The sequence below is a fragment of the Streptomyces sp. NPDC008121 genome (genome assembly GCF_042957155.1).
In the GTDB taxonomy this organism is placed as follows: Bacteria; Actinomycetota; Actinomycetes; order Streptomycetales; family Streptomycetaceae; genus Streptomyces.
In genome coordinates, this window is sequence record NZ_JBIBHT010000004.1 from 560,300 (window position 1) to 578,009 (window position 17,710).

Annotated in this window: 12 protein-coding genes, 1 tRNA gene and 1 pseudogene; 9 read left to right on the forward strand and 5 right to left on the reverse strand. The window is 70.8% G+C overall.

Features of this window, described 5'->3' with window-relative positions:
- Nucleotides 1-334: 334 nt before the first annotated feature.
- The 6 genes from ACFZBD_RS16970 to ACFZBD_RS16995 all read left to right on the forward strand — a co-directional run bounded on the left by ACFZBD_RS16970 (nt 335) and on the right by ACFZBD_RS16995 (nt 10,458).
- The gene (locus ACFZBD_RS16970; RefSeq protein WP_391140323.1) at nt 335-532 is read left to right on the forward strand and encodes a hypothetical protein; all 198 of its coding nucleotides are present in this window, start codon (nt 335-337) and stop codon (nt 530-532) included.
- A 234-nt stretch (nt 533-766) separates the two neighbouring features.
- Nucleotides 767-3,610: a type I DNA topoisomerase gene (gene topA, locus ACFZBD_RS16975; protein ID WP_391140325.1), complete on the forward strand. Its 2,844-nt coding sequence runs from the start codon at nt 767-769 to the stop codon at nt 3,608-3,610.
- 252 nt (nt 3,611-3,862) lie between these two features.
- Nucleotides 3,863-7,270, forward strand: coding sequence for a dTMP kinase (gene tmk / locus ACFZBD_RS16980; protein ID WP_391140326.1), 3,408 nt, complete (start codon nt 3,863-3,865; stop codon nt 7,268-7,270).
- Nucleotides 7,271-7,424: 154 nt separating this feature from the next.
- Nucleotides 7,425-8,627 (forward strand): DNA polymerase III subunit delta', encoded by a 1,203-nt coding sequence (locus ACFZBD_RS16985; RefSeq protein WP_391140328.1) that lies wholly within the window; start codon nt 7,425-7,427, stop codon nt 8,625-8,627.
- A gap of 147 nt (nt 8,628-8,774) precedes the next feature.
- Nucleotides 8,775-10,310: an alpha/beta fold hydrolase gene (locus ACFZBD_RS16990; protein ID WP_391140329.1), complete on the forward strand. Its 1,536-nt coding sequence runs from the start codon at nt 8,775-8,777 to the stop codon at nt 10,308-10,310.
- A gap of 74 nt (nt 10,311-10,384) precedes the next feature.
- Nucleotides 10,385-10,458, forward strand: a tRNA-Thr gene (locus ACFZBD_RS16995).
- Nucleotides 10,459-10,599: 141 nt separating this feature from the next.
- Here ACFZBD_RS16995 and ACFZBD_RS17000 read toward each other — a convergent pair.
- Nucleotides 10,600-10,769 (reverse strand): annotated as a pseudogene (locus ACFZBD_RS17000) (very short patch repair endonuclease); the annotation flags it as partial.
- A 104-nt stretch (nt 10,770-10,873) separates the two neighbouring features.
- Complete coding sequence (locus ACFZBD_RS17005) at nt 10,874-11,680, reverse strand: NaeI family type II restriction endonuclease (RefSeq protein WP_391140330.1); 807 nt, start codon at nt 11,678-11,680, stop codon at nt 10,874-10,876.
- A 130-nt stretch (nt 11,681-11,810) separates the two neighbouring features.
- Between ACFZBD_RS17005 and ACFZBD_RS17010 the strand changes: the two genes are divergently transcribed.
- The gene (locus ACFZBD_RS17010; RefSeq protein ID WP_391140466.1) at nt 11,811-11,996 is read left to right on the forward strand and encodes an AbrB/MazE/SpoVT family DNA-binding domain-containing protein; all 186 of its coding nucleotides are present in this window, start codon (nt 11,811-11,813) and stop codon (nt 11,994-11,996) included.
- A 3-nt stretch (nt 11,997-11,999) separates the two neighbouring features.
- Here the strand turns inward: ACFZBD_RS17010 and ACFZBD_RS17015 are convergent, their stop codons facing one another.
- The 3 genes from ACFZBD_RS17015 to ACFZBD_RS17025 form a co-directional block, all read right to left on the reverse strand.
- Nucleotides 12,000-13,844 carry an SNF2-related protein gene (locus ACFZBD_RS17015; RefSeq protein ID WP_391140332.1) on the reverse strand — a complete coding sequence of 615 codons (1,845 nt, stop codon included), beginning with the start codon at nt 13,842-13,844 and terminating at the stop codon, nt 12,000-12,002.
- Nucleotides 13,845-15,266 (reverse strand): transcriptional regulator, encoded by a 1,422-nt coding sequence (locus tag ACFZBD_RS17020; protein ID WP_391140334.1) that lies wholly within the window; start codon nt 15,264-15,266, stop codon nt 13,845-13,847.
- A gap of 65 nt (nt 15,267-15,331) precedes the next feature.
- Nucleotides 15,332-16,012, reverse strand: a complete 681-nt coding sequence (locus tag ACFZBD_RS17025) for a hypothetical protein (RefSeq protein WP_391140336.1) — start codon at nt 16,010-16,012, stop codon at nt 15,332-15,334.
- 302 nt (nt 16,013-16,314) lie between these two features.
- Between ACFZBD_RS17025 and ACFZBD_RS17030 the strand changes: the two genes are divergently transcribed.
- A complete protein-coding gene (locus ACFZBD_RS17030; RefSeq protein ID WP_391140338.1) occupies nt 16,315-16,971 on the forward strand; it encodes a helix-turn-helix domain-containing protein in 657 nt (218 codons plus the stop codon).
- Nucleotides 16,972-17,193: 222 nt separating this feature from the next.
- Nucleotides 17,194-17,442 (forward strand): hypothetical protein, encoded by a 249-nt coding sequence (locus ACFZBD_RS17035; RefSeq protein WP_391140339.1) that lies wholly within the window; start codon nt 17,194-17,196, stop codon nt 17,440-17,442.
- Nucleotides 17,443-17,710 lie beyond the last annotated feature (268 nt).

Genomic DNA, 17,710 nt, shown 5'->3' on the forward strand with positions numbered 1-17,710 from the left:
CGCCGCCCCTCAGCGTCTTGCCCCACCGGGAACCCGGCGTCGCCGGGGGCGCGTCCCCCTCCCCCCGCGACGCCGCCCGAGCGGCTTCCGCCTCCGCGACCGGCGGCACGGAGGCAGCCGCGTACGAGCGCCGATCCGCCCCGCCGCCGCGAGGGTGCGGGCACGGCGAGGAGAGAGCCCGCCTCCGTCGCGCATTCGTTCAGTACCGGCCATCTTCGTGAACCCCGACACCCGAGCCCGCGTCGTTCACCCGGAATTCGCGCCCGCGACGCCGGGAGGTGCCAGCCTCTGCCCAGGGATGACCGGGGCATGACGGACGAACGGGGTACGGACCATGGAGAGCGGGCCTGCGATCTTCGCCGGGACGGCGTTCGCGCTGTTCGGGGCCGCGCTGATGCTGTGGACGGGGGCGCGGGTGCTGAGCCGCGAGCCGGTGGCGCACGGGGTCGCGCCGGGCACGGCCGCCGTCCTCACCACCCTCTTCGGAGTCGTCTTCCTTCTTCTCGGCGTCTGGTGCTTCGGCCGCCTCTGAGCGCGCCCCGCCCCGCCCGGCCGGAGGTCCGGGCGGCAGGAATGCCAGGAGTCGGGTTACCGTTCGAGTGGCCGTTGCGGGCTTTCGCCGTTTGACACGGGGGCGGGTTGTACCGTCACACTCCGCAGCGACGACAGCGTCAGCGTCACCGTGACGTGCAGCTGCCGTGTGTGCCAGGGCCAGTGCCGTACATGCGTACGTGCCACCGAGCGTCGACCGGAGAGAAGAGCGAAGTTGTCCCCGACCAGCGAGACCGCACAGGGCGGCCGCCGACTCGTCATCGTCGAGTCGCCTGCCAAGGCGAAGACGATCAAGGGCTACCTCGGCCCCGGATACGTCGTCGAGGCGAGCGTCGGGCACATCCGCGACCTCCCCAGCGGCGCCGCCGAGGTGCCGGACCAATACACCGGCGAGGTGCGCCGCCTCGGCGTCGACGTGGAACACGACTTCCAGCCGATCTACGTCGTCAACGCCGACAAGAAGGCCCAGGTCAGGAAGCTCAAGGAGCAGCTGGCCGGGGTCGACGAACTCTTCCTCGCCACCGATGAGGACCGCGAGGGCGAAGCCATCGCGTGGCACCTCCTCGAGGTCCTGAAGCCCAAGGTCCCGGTCCACCGGATGGTCTTCCACGAGATCACCAAGGACGCGATCCAGGCCGCCGTCGCCAACCCGCGCGAGCTGAACAAGCGCATGGTCGACGCGCAGGAGACCCGCCGCATCCTCGACCGGCTCTACGGCTACGAGGTCTCGCCGGTCCTGTGGAAGAAGGTCATGCGCGGCCTCTCCGCCGGCCGCGTCCAGTCCGTCGCCACCCGTCTCGTCGTCGAGCGGGAGCGCGAGCGCATCGCCTTCCGCTCCGCCGAGTACTGGGACCTCACCGGCACCTTCTCCACCGGCCGCGCCGGTGACCCGTCCGACCCGTCGTCCCTGGTCGCCCGCCTGGCGACGGTCGACGGCCGCCGCGTCGCCCAGGGCCGTGACTTCGGCGCCGACGGCCGGCTGAAGTCCGAGCAGGTGCTCCACCTCGACGAGCAGAACGCCCGGGCGCTCGCCGCCGCGCTCGCCGACACCGCGTTCGGCGTCCGCTCGGTCGAGTCCAAGCCGTACCGCCGCTCCCCGTACGCCCCGTTCCGGACGACCACCCTCCAGCAGGAGGCGAGCCGCAAGCTGGGCTTCGGTGCGAAGGCGACCATGCAGGTCGCCCAGAAGCTGTACGAGAACGGCTTCATCACGTACATGCGTACGGACTCCACGATCCTCTCGGACACCGCCGTCGCGGCGGCCCGGGCGCAGGTCACGCAGCTGTACGGCGCCGACTACCTGCCGGAGAAGCCCCGCGTCTACGCCGGCAAGGTCAAGAACGCGCAGGAGGCGCACGAGGCGATCCGCCCCTCGGGTGATCGTTTCCGCACTCCGGCGGAGACCGGTCTGACCGGCGACCAGTTCCGGCTCTACGAGCTGATCTGGAAGCGGACCGTCGCCTCCCAGATGAAGGACGCGACCGGCAACTCCGTCACCGTGAAGATCGGCGGCCGGGCCGCCGACGGCCGGGACGTGGAGTTCAGCGCCTCCGGCAAGACGATCACCTTCCACGGCTTCATGAAGGCGTACGTCGAGGGCGCCGACGACCCCAACGCGGAGCTGGACGACCGCGAGCGCCGGCTGCCGCAGGTCGCCGAGGGCGACGCGCTGTCGGCCGAGGAGATCACGGTCGACGGCCACGCGACGAAGCCGCCGGCCCGCTACACCGAGGCCTCGCTGGTCAAGGAGCTGGAAGAGCGCGAGATCGGCCGCCCGTCGACGTACGCGTCGATCATCGGCACGATCCTGGACCGCGGGTACGTCTTCAAGAAGGGCACGGCCCTGGTGCCGTCCTTCCTCAGCTTCGCCGTCGTCAACCTGCTGGAGAAGCACTTCGGCCGGCTCGTCGACTACGACTTCACGGCCCGGATGGAGGACGACCTCGACCGGATCGCCCGGGGCGAGGCCCAGGCCGTGCCGTGGCTGAAGCGCTTCTACTTCGGCGAGGGCGGCCAGGCGGCCGCGTCCGGGGGCGCCGCCGACGCCGGGAACGGCGACGGTGACCACCTCGGCGGCCTGAAGGAGCTGGTGACCGACCTCGGCGCGATCGACGCCCGGGAGATCTCCTCCTTCCCGGTCGGCGACGGCGTCATGCTGCGGGTCGGCCGGTACGGTCCGTACGTCGAGCGCGGTGAGAAGGACTCCGAGGGCCATCAGCGCGCGGACGTTCCGGAGGACCTGGCTCCTGACGAGCTGACCGTCGCCTACGCGGAGGAGCTGTTCGCCAAGCCGAGCGGTGACTTCGAACTCGGCGTCGACCCGGTCAGCGGGAACCAGATCGTCGCCAAGGACGGGCGGTACGGCCCGTACGTCACCGAGATCCTTCCCGAGGACACCCCGAAGACCGGCAAGAACGCGGTGAAGCCGCGGACCGCCTCGCTCTTCAAGTCCATGGCGCTGGACACGGTGACCCTGGAGGACGCGCTCAAGCTGATGTCCCTGCCGCGCGTGGTGGGCACGGACGCGGAGGGCGTCGAGATCACGGCGCAGAACGGCCGCTACGGCCCGTACCTGAAGAAGGGCACGGACTCGCGGTCGCTGACGGACGAGGAGCAGCTCTTCACGATCACGCTGGAGGAGGCGCTCGCGATCTACGCGCAGCCCAAGCAGCGTGGCCGGGCCGCGGCCAAGCCGCCGCTGAAGGAGCTGGGCGTCGACCCGGTCAGCGAGAAGCCGGTCGTCGTGAAGGACGGGCGCTTCGGCCCGTACGTCACCGACGGCGAGACGAACGCGACCCTGCGGACCGGGGACAGCGTGGAGACGATCACGCCGGAGCGCGGGTTCGAGCTGCTCGCGGAGAAGCGGGCCAAGGGCCCGGCGAAGAAGACCGCCAAGAAGGCGCCGGCCAAGAAGGCGGCTCCCGCGAAGAAGGCGACCACGGCGAAGAAGACCGCGGCCAAGAAGACGACGACCGCGGCGAAGAAGACGACGACGGTCAAGACGGCCACGGCGAAGAAGGCCGCCACGAAGAAGACGGCGGCGGCGAAGCCGGAGTAGCGCCGCGGGCGGGACATAGCGGTACGCATGACGAAGGGGCGGGGCGAAATGCCTCCGCCCCTTCGGCGTTCCCGGAGATCTGTACGAGCGGCCGCCGGCCGCCGGTCGTCGGGATTCGGGCGCCGGGCGTCGGGTACGCGGTGCACCGTGCATGGTGCCGGTTTCGTGGGCGTCCGGCTCCCTTCAGCTCCTCTCCGACGTTTGTTCGGGCGGGGGACACAGGGAGTGAAGGCGTCCGGATAGGGTGGACGGATGACGCGAGCAGAGCAGCCAGACTCCGACGTCGCCCTTGTCGCGGACTCCCGCGAGCGTGCCGTACGCGCCCTTCTTCGCCATCAGCCCCTGCGCCGCTTGTGGAACGCGCAGTTGGTCGGGGGCACGGGCGACGCCCTCGCCCTCCTCGTGCTGGTGCTGTTGGGGTATCAGGCCGCGGTCTCCGAAGGGGCCCTCGGCGGCGGATACCGGGGCGCCGCGTTCGCCGTCGCCGCGGTGGTCGGCGCGAGACTGCTCGCGGCGGTGCTCTTCGGCGCCGTACTCCTCGGTCCGCTCACCGCGCTGACCGCGCCCGCCGGCCCGCTCGACCGGCGCTGGACCATGATCGGCGCCGACGGGGTGCGCCTCGCGCTGCTCGTGGTCGCCCCGCTGTGGATCGTCTGGACACCGGACAAGGCGCTGTGGTTCCTCCTCGGGACCGTCTTCGTCGCCGGCGCGGCCGAGCGCCTGTGGACCATCGCCCGGGAGGGCGCGGCCCCCGCGCTGCTGCCCGCCCCGCCGCCGGAGGGCGCCGCCGTCCGGCCGCTGCCCGACCACCTCGACGCGCTGCGCCGGCTCACCCTGCGCACCGGATTCCTCGCGGTCCCGGCGGCCGCCGCCGTACTGCTCGTCGCGACCCTGATCGGGAACCTGCTGGCCACCGGCATCGAGTGGTTCTCGGCACACCAGGCCGCCCTCGGCGCGTACGTCGCCGCCGGCCTGTTCGCCGCCTCCGTCTCCGTCCTGTACGCCATGGAGCTGCCCGGCGGACAGACCCCGCGGCCCCGTTCGCCCCTGGAAGGCCTGCGGCGCTCCGCCGCGGAGAAGGGACGCACGGGCGCCCTGCCGCTGCTCGTCCTCGCCTGCGCCACCGTCGCCGGAGCCGTCACCGCCGCCGCGGCCGTCGCCGTCCTGCACGCCCACGACCTCGGCGCAGGACCCGTCACCTTCGCGCTGCTGATCCTCGCGCTCAGCGGCGCCACCGCCGTCGGCATCCGCACGGGCGGCTCCGTCCTCCCCGCGCTGTCCCGCCGTCGCCTCCTCGCCCTCGCGATCACCGTCACCGGGATCGCGCTGCTCGCGATGGGCCTCGTGCCGGACACGGCGACGGTGCTGTTCCTCGCCGTCCTCGTCGGATACGCGAGCGGTGTCGCCGCTCACACCGGCCACACCCTCGTCGACCAGGAGACGGAGGACGCCCGCCGCCCCCGGATCACCGAGCACCTCCAGGCGGTCGTCCGCGTCGCCATGGCCGTCGGCGCCCTCGCCGCACCCCTGCTCGCCGCCGCGATCGGACCGCACCGGCTCGCCTCCGGCGACTTCGTCTTCGCGCACGGCGGCGCCGCCTTCACCCTGATGCTCGTCGGCGCGCTGCTGCTGCCGGTCGCGGCCCTGGTCCTCGCCAAGACCGACGACCGGGCCGGCGTCCCGCTCCGCCGCGACCTGCGGGACGCGCTGCGCGGCGCCGACCCCGTGCAGGCCCCCGCCGCGAACGGCTTCTTCATCGCCCTGGAGGGCGGCGACGGAGCCGGCAAGTCCACCCAGGCCGAGGCGCTCGCGGAGTGGATCCGGGCCAAGGGCCACGAGGTCGTCGTCACCCGCGAGCCCGGTGCGACCCCCATCGGCAAGCGGCTGCGGTCGATCCTGCTCGACGTCTCCTCGGCCGGCCTCTCGAACCGCGCGGAGGCGCTGCTGTACGCGGCCGACCGCGCCGAGCACGTCGACTCGCTGGTCAAGCCCGCCCTGGAGCGGGGCGCGGTGGTCATCTCCGACCGCTACATCGACTCGTCCGTCGCCTACCAGGGCGCCGGCCGCGATCTGTCGCCGACCGAGATCGCCCGCATCAACCGCTGGGCGACCGGTGGTCTCGTACCGCACCTGACGGTGCTGCTCGATGTCGCGCCGGAGACCGCGAGGGAACGGTTCACCGAGGCGCCGGACCGGCTGGAGTCGGAGCCGCCGGAGTTCCACGCGCGCGTGCGGGCCGGTTTCCTCGCGCTGGCCGCGGGCGACCCGGGCCGGTACCTCGTCGTCGACGCCGGCCAGGAGCCCGAGGCCGTCACCACCGTCGTACGCCACCGCCTCGACCGGATGCTGCCGCTGTCCGAGGCCGAGGTGAAGGCCCAGGAGGAGGCGCGCCGGAAGGCCGAGGAGGAGGCCAGGCGCAGGGCCGAGGAAGAGGCCGCGCGCAAGGCGGAGGAGGAGCGTCTGGAGCGCGAGCGCCAGGAGCAGCTCGCCCGGCTCCGTGCCGAGGAGGAGGAGCGCAAGCGCCGCGAGGAGGAAGAGGCGCGGCAGCGCGAGGCCGAACGGCAGGCGGCCGAGGCACGCCAGCGGGCCGAGGAGGCCAGGCTGGCCGCCGAGGAGGAGCGCAGGCGGCGCGAGGCCGAGGAGAAGGCCCGCCGCGAGGAGGAGGAGCGCCGCCGCAGGCAGGCCGAGGAAGAGGCCCGGCTGCGCGAGGAGGCCGAGGAGCGCCGCCGCGAGAAGCAGCGCAAGGCCGAGGAGGCGCTGGTCAGGGCCGAGGAGGCCCGGCGTCTCGCGGAGGCCGCCGCGGCGAAGGCCGCCGAGGAGGCGGCGCGCAAGGCCGCCGCTGAGGAGGCGGAGAAGGCCGCACGGGAGGCCGCCGCCCAGGCCGTCGCACGGAAGGCGGCACAAGAGGCCGCTGCCGAGAAGGCGGCCCAGGAGGCTGCCGCGCGCGAGGCCGCGCGTGCCGCCGCCGCGGAGCAGGACGCCGCCCGGGAGAAGGCGGCGCGTGAGGCCGAGGCGGCCCGGAAGGAAGAGGCGGCTCGCGAGGCCGCCCGGCGGGCCGAGGCGGCGGAGGCCGCCGAGGTGTCGCCGAACGAGGTCACGGTGCCGACGCCGATCGTGAAGCCCGAGGACCCGCGGGTCGGTGGCGCCCGTTCCGGTGCCGGGGCGCGCCCGGCCGATGCCGCCCCCGCCGACGCCGCTCCCTCCGGTGACCTGCGGCCGGACGAGGTCACGCAGACCGTGCCGAGGATCTCGCCGAACGAGATCACCGTCCCCACGCCGATCGTGCGCCCGGAGCCGGAGGACGTCCGGCCCGAGGAGCAGACGACGGTCCTGCGGCCGGTGCGGGAAGCCGACGAGACCGCCGTGCTCCCGCCCGTACGCGACGCCGACGAGACCGCCGTCCTGCCGCCCGTACGCGACTCCGGTCCGGCCGACCGGGTGCCGCCGGGGTTCTTCCGCGACGAGCGGCCCGCGGAGCCCTCGGCCGGCGCGCAGGGCGCGAACGACCGGACGCGCGAGCTGCCGCAGCTCGACGAGCAGGGGCGCCCGCGCCGCCGCTCGGACTGGGCGGAGGAGACACCGCTCGACGACCTGCCGACGCTGGCGGACGAGCTGCTCGGCCCGCACGACGAGGAGGACGACGGCAGGCGCCGCCGCTAGGGGGTGTCGTGTCCGGAGGGGAGGGACGGAGCTGCTCCGTCCCTCCCCTCCGTCGTGTCGCGTCCGTCGCTTCGTGCCGTGCCCGCCCCGTCGGCAGGCGGGGCCCGGTGTCAGTCAGGTGCTCCACAATGGAGGGCGTACCTGAGGAGGGCACATGGCCGTATGGGACGACCTGGTCGGACAGGCGAAGGTCGAGGAGCAGCTCGCCGCCGCCGCGCGGGACGCCGACGCGCTCGTGACCACCCATGTCGCCGGCGGACCGGACCCCGAGGCGTCCAAGATGACCCACGCGTGGCTGTTCACCGGCCCGCCCGGGTCCGGCCGGGCGACGGCCGCGCGGGCCTTCGCCGCCGCATTGCAGTGCGTCAGCCCCGACCGGGCCCTGGGCGGGGCCCCGGGGTGCGGATTCTGCGACGGCTGCCACACCGCCCTCGTCGGGACCCACGCCGATGTCGAGGTCGTCCGCACGGACCTGCTCTCCATCGGCGTGAAGGAGACCCGTGAGCTGGTCCGCCGCGCGCAGCTCTCGCCGGCGGGCGGCCGCTGGCAGGTGATCGTCCTGGAGGACGCCGACCGCCTCACCGAGGGCGCGGGCAACGTCATCCTGAAGGCGGTCGAGGAGCCCGCCCCGCGCACGGTCTGGCTGCTCTGCGCGCCCTCCCTGGAGGACGTCCTGCCGACCATCCGCTCCCGCTGCCGCCATCTGACCCTGCGCACCCCGCCGGTGGAGGCCGTCGCCGACGTCCTCGTCCGCCGCGACGGCGTCGAACCGGCCGCGGCCCAGGCCGCCGCCCAGGCCACCCAGGGTCACATCGACCGCGCCCGCCGGCTGGCCACCGACGAGCGCGCCCGGGCCCGCCGCGCCGTCGTCCTCAAGCTGCCGCTGCGCGTCGGGGACGTCGGCGGCTGCCTCAAGGCTGCCCAGGAGCTGATCGACGCGGCCGGCGAGGACGCCAAGGAGGTCGCCGAGGAGGTCGACGCCAAGGAGACCGAGGAGCTGAAGGCCGCCCTCGGCGGCGGACAGGGCTCCCGGATGCCGCGCGGCACGGCGGGCGCGATGAAGGAGCTGGAGGAGCGCCAGAAGCGGCGCAAGACGCGAACCCAGCGCGACAGCCTCGATCTCGCCCTCACCGACCTCACGGCCTTCTACCGCGATGTACTGACCCTCCAACTGCGCGCCAGGACGCCGCTGGCCAACCAGGACGTACGCGACGCGGTGGAGCGGATCGCCCGCGACACCACGCCCGAGCGGACCCTCCGCCGGATCGAGGCGGTGCTGGCCTGCCGGGACGCCCTGGAGCGCAATGTGGCCCCGCTGCTCGCGGTGGAGGCGATGACGATGTCGCTGCGCGACTGAGCCGCGCCCGAGCCCCGCGCACCGGCCTTCGAGCCCCGCGCACCGGCTTGGAGACGCGGAAGCGACGCGGAATCCCGGACGGCGGGTTATCCACAGGGGCCGGACCCGATTGGACACGCTCCGTATATATATGGATACGCTCCGGGCATGGACTCCAGGCGTTTCCTCCTCACCTCCGCCACGGCCCTCACGGCCGCCGCGCTGATCCTCTCCGGCTGCACCGGCGGAAGCGACGCGGCCGCGCCCGGCTCGGCGCCGGACCGCAGGGCGTCGGTCGCCGGCCTGGAGCGGTTCTACGCCCAGAAGCCGGTGTGGCGCGCGTGCGGAGTCCCGAAGTTCGAGTGCGCCACGTTCCGCGCCCCCCTCGACTACGCCGAACCGGACGGCGCGGAGATCAAGCTCGCCGTCTCCCGGGTCAAGGCCACCGGCCCCGGCAAGCGGCTCGGCTCGCTGCTGGTCAACCCGGGCGGACCCGGCGGCTCCGCCGTCGGCTACCTCCAGGGGTACGCGGGCATCGGGTACCCGGCCCCCATCCGCGCCCGGTACGACATCGTCGCCGTCGACCCGCGCGGGGTCGCCCGCAGCGAGCCGATCGACTGCCTGACCGGTCCGCAGATGGACGCGTACACCCAGGTCGACCAGACGCCGGACGACGACCGGGAGACGGCCGCGCTCGAAGCCTCCTTCAAGGGTTTCGCGGAAGGCTGCGAGAAGCGCTCGGGGAAGGTCCTACCGCACGTCTCCACGGTCGAGACGGCCCGGGACATGGACATCGTGCGGGCCGCCGTCGGCGACCGGAAGCTGACCTATGTGGGGGCGTCGTACGGCACGTTCCTCGGCGCCACCTACGCCGAGCTGTTCCCGGACCGCGCCGGGCGGCTGGTCCTGGACGGGGCGATGGACCCCTCCCTGCCGGCCGTCGACCTCAACCGCGACCAGACCGCGGGCTTCGAGACCGCCTTCTGGTCCTTCGCCGCGGACTGCGTCGCGAAGCCCGACTGCCCGCTCGGCACCACGTCGGTCGCCGCCGCCACCGAGAAGCTCAAGACGTTCTTCCGCACGGTCGACGCCAAGCCGCTGCCGACCGGGGAGAGTCGCCGCCTCGGGGAGTCGCTGGCCACGACCGGCGTGATCGCCGCGATGTACGACGAGGGCGCCTGGCCGATCCTGCGCGAGGCCCTCACGAAGGCCATCGGCGGCGAGGGCTCGGGCCTCCTGGCCCTGGCCGACAGCTACTACGAACGCGAGCCGGACGGTTCGTACGCGAACCTGATGTTCGCCAACGCCGCCGTGAACTGCCTCGACCTCCCGGCCTCCTTCACCGGCCCCGCCGCGGTCGAGGGGGCGGTGCCGGCCTTCGAGAAGGCCTCCCCGGTGTTCGGCGAGGGCCTCGCCTGGGCCGCCCTGAACTGCACCTACTGGCCCACCCCCGCCACCGGCCGCCCCCACCGCATCACCGCCGCAGGCGCCCCTCCCATCGTCGTCGTCGGCACCACCCGCGACCCGGCCACCCCCTACAAGTGGGCCCGCTCCCTGGCCGACCAGCTCGCCTCGGGCACGCTGCTGACCTACGACGGCGACGGCCACACCGCCTACGGTCGCGGCAGCGACTGCATCGACAGCGCGATCAACACCTACCTCCTGGAAGGCACCGCCCCCGAGGACGGAAAGCGCTGCTCATAGGGGTGGTCGGAGCACCCCTCGAAACTGTGTAGACTTGGCGAGGCCGCTGCGCCCACCATGGGAAAGCACGGCATGCCGCCTTAGCTCAGTTGGCCAGAGCAACGCACTCGTAATGCGTAGGTCTCGGGTTCGAATCCCGAAGGCGGCTCGGATCAGCCCCAGGTCACATAGCCCGCGACCTGGGGTTTTCCGTTGCTCGGGCATGGCGCGTCACACGGCCGGGTTGCCGTGACGTTGCTTGCGTGAGCGTTGCGTGAGCGGAGCCGCTCGGGTACCTACTTCTTGGCCGAAAACATCCGTCGATGAAGACAGCCACCTTCACGGGGCGGAAGACCATGTCGGCTGTGCGCCGCATCTTCGGCAAGGCTTCGCCGCTACCCGGTAGCGCAGTCCCGCTGCGTGGACGAGTGATCGCAGCAGAAGTTCCGGAGCCGTGTCGCGGCTCCGGTTGCCCAGCATGCTGCGTCTGTTTGCGGCTGAATAGGCCCACGATTCCTCAGGCGGTACCCACGGTCCCGCCCGGGGCCTCGACTCCGGCACTGTGGTGGGCTTGCTGTGTCCGTTCATATTTCCGGCAGTCTCGGTACTGTCTCTTCGGGGTCGTCGGCCATGGCCAGGACCCACTCTTGTCCGTCCAGCTCTACTGTCAGTACCCCTACGTGGTGGGCCCGTGCAGGGGACAGGCGGGCACTGACAGATGCATCGGGTCCCGGAACCGGCAGACCCGAGACTTCGGCGATGCGTCCGTGGCGCGTGTAGTGACCCAAGAGCACTATTCCGCGGCGCTGGAGCCTGGAGCGCGATCCGCCGTTGTAGCGGACGCGCTTCATGTAGTCCTCCGGCATAGCCACCGTAGCAACGACGTTGCGGCTGACCCGGCGCCCTTGTGCCCGGAGGAACAGCTCGTCCACGCGGCGCTGGCCGATCTTGTAGGAGAAGACAGCAGTGATGTCCTCCGGGGAGAGGCGCAGCAGCATGTTCTCCTGGAGGGGCGCGTCGCGGAACAGCCATCGCACTGCGCCCCGCCCGGCCGCGTTCAGTGTCTTCTTAGCGTCGCGGTTGCCGCCGTTGTTGAGCCGTTCGGGCAACGCCCGTACGAGTCCCACTGACCACTTGGACTGCTCGTCGCTGGCCCAGACAATGAGCAGCAGGTGCCCGTGGACTTCGGGCGGGATCATCCACTGGCCGAGGGTCTGGGAGTACTTGCAGTCGACGTCTGACCCGGCGATCGAATAGTCCATGCTGGCGCCGTCCGCGAAGCCGAACTCGCGCTGCACATTGATTTCGATCAGGGTCCCCAGGTGGGCCTTCTCGGTCTTGAAGAGCTGGTCCCAGCGGAAGCGCCCGGTGTGCTGGCCGTCCAGCAACATGTCGATGCTGCGGCGGACCGCGCCAGCGAACCGGCTGCCGTCCGGTGTCCGCGCGTAGAATCTCCTCGGCCACCGCCTCCAAGGCCGGGCAGTCAGTTGTTTGGGCCGTGCTGGCAGACTGCTGGGCGTGATGCGCGAACCAGCAGAACTCTTGGTAGGTGATGAGGGGCAGGTCGTACTCCCTCTCGGACTCCTGGCGGAGGCAGGATTCGAGGCAGGCAGCCGCCTCCTCGCTTTCAGCGACGGCGATGGACGCATCGTGCTGCAGCGGGAAGCGGACGCCATCGAGCGGATCCTCAGCGAGGGCACGCTTTGACGGCTACCGGAGGGGTGGCGGCGCCCCCTGTGCCGGGCGCCCCCTGAGATAGTCCAGCAGTGCCTGGACGTCGGCTGAGTTCATCCCTGCGGCCATCGGGGCCTCGTCCTCCGGGTCAGCGAGCTGCTGCACCTCGGGGTCGTCGAGGATGCTGCCCATGAACTCCAGCTTCTCTGCGAGCCGCATGGAGACGACATCATCGACACTTTCCGCCGCAGTGAGGACGGTGACCCGCGTCTCCGTGTCTGGTGAGAGGCCAAGTCGATGGATGCGGTCCAGGCTCTGGAGGAACCGGCCTGCCTGGAAATCGCGGTCGACGTACACGGCGTCATGGCAGACCTGGTGGAGGCTGATGCCCTCGCCCAGGGTCGCCGGGTTGGAGATGAGGACGCTGCAATCCGGATCCTCGCGGAAGCGGCGCAGTTCCTCCTCCCGGTCTGGAGTGCCCCCGTGCACCGCGGCGGGCTGGAACGGTGCGAGCAGCGTTTTCAATGACGTGATGCTCCGGACGAAGCCAGTCCACACAAGGGTCTTCCTGCCGACCGCGGCATTGGCGGAGACGATGGACAACGTCTCCGTGTACTTGGGCGGCAGTTCGTAGTCCGGGAGCTTCCGGAGGAGGGCCGCAAGCGAGTCCCCCTCCGGAACATCCAAGGGCGGGACACGGAAGCTCAGCGGCTCGTAGCGGGTCGAGCCACCGACGAGGAGCGCTGGACTTGTTGCGGCCATGAGCAGACGCAGGACCGCCTTGCCGAATGCCTCGAAATCGCCTCGGTCGGCAGCTGCGCGCGGAGAGAACTTGCCGATCAAGGCGTCGTAGATCTCACGGTGCAATGGAGGCATCCTGAGCGGGCGGACGCGCAAGTCGACAGGCGGAAGCCCCAGCTCTGCCTTCGTCGTCCGGGTGTAGAGGGGGCGCAGTGCCTGGCTTGCGTGGGCTAGGTCGCCACCGTCTACCGCCTGGGTGACCACGCGTCGCCCGTGGCCAGGCCAGACGAAGGACAGCAGGTTCTCCAGATCCTTCGCCCCGTTCGGCGCCGGGGTGCCGCTGAGGATCATGCGCACACGGCTGAGCGGCCCGAGCGCCATGCAGGCCGCGCCGTAGACCCCCGCGCCGCCGAGCTTCATACGGTGCGCCTCGTCGAGGATGAGCATGGTCGGGGCCGCTTTCAGCCACTGCGACAGGCCGGCGAGCGCCCGGTCCAGCCGCTCGTAGTTCACCAGGAGGACGTCTGCCGGTGGAGGTGCCGACTTGCCGAGCACCTGTACGTCCAGAGGCGAAGAGAAGCACTCCCGCGCCTCCAGTTGCCACGCCTCGTAAGCCGACTTCGGGCTGACCACCAGGATGCGGCTGACCGTTCCCTGCTCCCGCAAGGCCGCGAACACGGCCAGAGAGACGCGGGTCTTGCCGGCCCCTGGCACGCTGAAGTTGGCCCCGTGGCCGACCGAGAGCAGCCGGGCGATGTCCCGGAGCTGGAAGGGGGTGAGCGCTCCCGTCCAGGAGTCGCCCAGCAGGGCTGGCACCTCTTCCGGGGAGGCGCTCTCCTCGTCCGGCGCGCCGTTGAGCAGGCGATCCGCCGTCTCGGCGGTGTCGAGCATCTCGCTGACAATGCGGCGGAAGTCGTCCTCCCAGACCACGCTCTCGGGCTGCGGCCATTCCGCTAGGGAGCCGATACTGGCCAGGAAGCTGTCCAGGGGGACAGCGGCGGACAGCCGGTCGGTCATCCGGCCGCTGGGGAAGCTGGCGATCATCTGCCCCAGCTCGCCGCGCCACTCGGGCACGGTCCTGAGCGCCGCTTGGGTGCGCGTGGTATCGAAGCCGATCACCAGGCTGGGCTGGCTGCCCACTCAGCGTGCCTTCTCTGTGGCTTCGAGGAGCCAGGACAAGCCGTCGCCGGGCTCGCCGACCGTCCGTCGGGCTTCGATCGCCAGCTTCTCCAGCCTCTTCCGCAGTTCGACGATGGCATCGTCGAAGGCTTCCTCATCGAGGCTTCGCTGCGATCGGGAGAGGACGAGGTCCGTGACGCAATGCTCGATGCTGCGGTTCGCGTCTGCGAGGCGAGCGGGAGCGGCCTGCTTGCGCTTGGTGATGCGGGCGTCGCGGCCGGCGTTGGTGAGGGCCCGGTCCATCGCTTGGTGCATGAGCCTGACCTCGTCCTGCGCCGCAGCGACTACCTCCGCCGGGGCGGAGCTACCGGCTTGGGTGACCGCCCGAGCGTGGAGGACGACGTCTGTCAGGGCTCTGGCGGCCGAGACAGCCAGGCTGGGGCCTTGTACGGCACGCCCCAGGCCCGGGATTGCTACGCCCCCTTGCGACGGAGCGGGGTCGGGGGCCAGGCCGGCTGGCAGGTTCTCCGAGAGGTACGTGTCACGGAACTTGTCATCGATAAAGCGCACGTCCGTCTTAGCGAAGCCCATGAGCATGGCGGCCAGGCGGTTCTCCACGAGCAGATCGGCCCGCTCGGGGTTGACCCTGTACTGCTTCTCGTAGGCGCGATGCAGTTCGCGGAACTTCTCCGCGTGCTCCTCGAACGCGACCAGTGACAGCCGCTCGCCGGAGGTCGCACTGCGCTTGATCAACTGGCGGATGACGGACAGCACCCACTGATCCTGCCGGACCCGCGCAGCCGTAGTGCGGAAGGTGGTCGCGATCGCCGCGAGCGGGGTGCCCTGATCGACCAGCTCTTCCACGGCGAGAAGCCGGTTGATGTAGGAGTAGTCCCGCCGGTGCTCCTTGCGCAGCTGCAGCGAGAGCTCGACGGCGGCCACGTCCTGCCAGTCGCAGGAAGAGGGCAGCACAGCCACGCGCATGGAGTGGTTCGGACCGTGCAGTTCCAGGAGCGCGGCGCGCCGGGTGTTGCCGTTGACGAGGACGCCCTCGTGGGTGATCAACCCCGGCTCGGTCTGTCCGAACTCCTTGAGACTCGCGGTGAGCTCGTCGAACGCGGGATCGGTCTTCGCCGGATCGGCGGGAACCACCTGCAGCAGACGCCCCAGGTACCGCTGAGCATCCGTGTTCCACGGGTTCGTTTCGAGGAGCTCGGACTTCTTGGGATCGTGATCGGCCTGCGCTCGGATCCGATGGGTGGCCGGGTTGTAGTAGAGGTCGCCGACCTGCATCTCGACCACTTCGAGGTGCTCCGGCTTGCCCCGCCACTCGACGGTGAACGTCTCGCGGGTGCCTCCGCCGGCCGCGCTTTCCGCCAGCCGGGCCTCAACGGTGGCCCGGTTCTCCTCAGCCCTGGGCGGCAGCCCGTAATCCTTGGCCATGTCCGCTGTCCTCGCTCCTGACTCTGCTCGTCCTGCTTCGAATGCCCTCCGCACCTGCCGGATGCTCAGTCGACGCCGAGCTCTTTGCGCAGGTGGGCGCGCGACTCCTCCGGCAGGGACCGATAGTCGCTCCAGAGCTGCTCCAGTCGGCTGAACTGGCGCTCATCGGCTTCCACCCAGCCGGACAGTACCCCGCGCTCGATGGAGCTGAGTCCGGCGGCCTCCTTGAGGACTCGGTCCAGGTCCGCGACAAGTTCCCTGCCGCCGATGCGGCACCGCTTGCACTCGGTGACCAGCTCGGTGGCCTTCGACCCCCCGGGCTTCAGGACCTCGCGCCGTGCGATGTCCAGCTGGGCCGCTTCGTACGTGCCGGCGTAGGTCTCACCGGGAACGATCCCGCAGGAGCGGCACATGTTGCCGTCCCGCTGGAGGACCTCGCGGCGACGCCCGGCGCCGATCGCCGTCGTACCGGTCTTCCGGGTGGCTCGGCCGGGTTCCCATACCGGGTCGCCGCGCTTCACGAAACGCTGCTCGTGGGAGTCGAGGTCCGCATCCTCCCTGTTCGTGTCGATACGCCACCCGAAGTCGCGGAGATCCCGCATGCGCCGATCCACCTGGGACACCCCGGGGAACGCGTCGCGCAGCGTCTCCTTGGTGAAGGGCTGCCCTTCACCGACCTCCGACACGAGCCAGAGGGCGACCCGCTTCATCGTTCCGAGGCTGTCATCTCGCCACGACGGCGTCATAGCGCCTCCATTTCATGCCCTACCTCCGGTGCGGCCCTTAAGACGCATCACGGGCCACGATTCCTACTCATTATTAGCACAAGTGGCGTCGCCCGTTCCAGTGGTTTCGGATCTTTACGCTTTCCGGCAGTGTAAAGATCCGTTTTGCCCCTTAAATGGGCATTTTTGAACACATTGCAGCCGCTGCCATAAATACATCAGCGTAATAATGCCCGACGGCTCTGCGGCATGGAAAGGGAGGGGTAGGGTTCTGGTGATCACGTAAACTCTGGTGATTTCCGGCGAGCGAGAGGCTCCTTTGCATGCCGTCACTCGGATCGATCAAAAGCTCCTGCGTGGACGAGGCCACGGAGGGCGTGAAGGCTTTCGCGCTCGCTTTCCAGGAGGTGCTGCCCTGGTTCCTCCCCGGGGCGACCATGGCCGAGAAGGCGCAGGCTCTCGGCGTCTCTCCTTCCCTGCTCTCGCACTGGCTGCACGGGAGGAGGCTGCCCCGCCCCGAGGTCCTCTTGGCCGTGAGGCAGGGGGTGCGATCTGCGCAGATCGCCGGGATGGACCGTCTGGGCGAGGACCTCGCGCGCGTGGAGCGCCTCTTGCTGATGGCGCGGTGCTCGCCTTGCGGTGATTGCGCGAGCGCATGCTCCTGCGGCGGCGGGCGCGCGGAGCGGGACCGGCGCAACAGCGGAGGCAGCCAGCCAGCCGACGGGGACCGGCGCAACAGCGCGGCTGCCGACAAGCCGGAATGCGGTATTCCGGATTCCCTTGCCGCACTTCCCCCGGCGGCCCGGACCGCCCTCCTGTGGAACCTCGGGGTGACCCTTCCCGAGGGCGAGTGCGGCTCCCTGGTGTCAGAGCTGAGTCGAAATGGGATGAATCCTGAAATAGAGGTACTTCTGCGGTCGGCGGACTCTGCGGGCCGGGATACCGTAAAGATCGCGCTTGCCGCTCTTGGGTGTGATTAAAATTGAATGAAGCGGCGCAGGTGCATTTGTCGACCACTGGAGGGGCTACTCTGTGACTGTCGAATCGCCGGGCTCTCGTAGCCGGGAATTCGGTGGCAGCTGTCGCGCGCCGCCGCACCAGTAAAGGCAGGAGAGGTCGGACAGAAGGCTTCCCAACCGCGTCCAACCTCCCCTGAAGGAAACGCCCTACTTCGAATCGAAGACGAGAAGGAGTTCCCTCCCGTGAATTATACGGCCTATCTGGCCAAGGGTGCCAGGAAGATCAAGGCTGTCTGGACGCGCCGCGTCGAGGCGATCCGGATGCGCCAGGGTGGTTCCGGCGGTCTCACCGCCTGGTGCTCGTGGCGCAAGATCCTGAGTCGGCTGCGCTTCCTCCGCTGGGCGCTCACCGTCCAGGCTCTCAAGGGTGCCGCCTACGCCGGCGGCGCCATCGCGATCCAGGTCATCGCTGCGCGGTTCTTCATCCGCTGACGCCGCCGACCTGCCGGCAGCAGGGCCCGGGGGGATCCGGTGCCGCGTGAGCATTGCGTGAGCGGACTGCGCGGCAGCAGGCGGCATCCAACGATGCGGCTGAGGGTGCCGCCTGCCCCCACCTGGGGAAACAGCACCTGCCGGCACGTGTCGGCAGGTGCTGTTCCACCAGCCCTCGTAATGCGTAGGTCTCGGGTTCGAATCCCGAAGGCGGCTCGGATCAGCCCCAGGACTCACTCGCCGTGACCTGGGGCTTTTTCATGTCCTG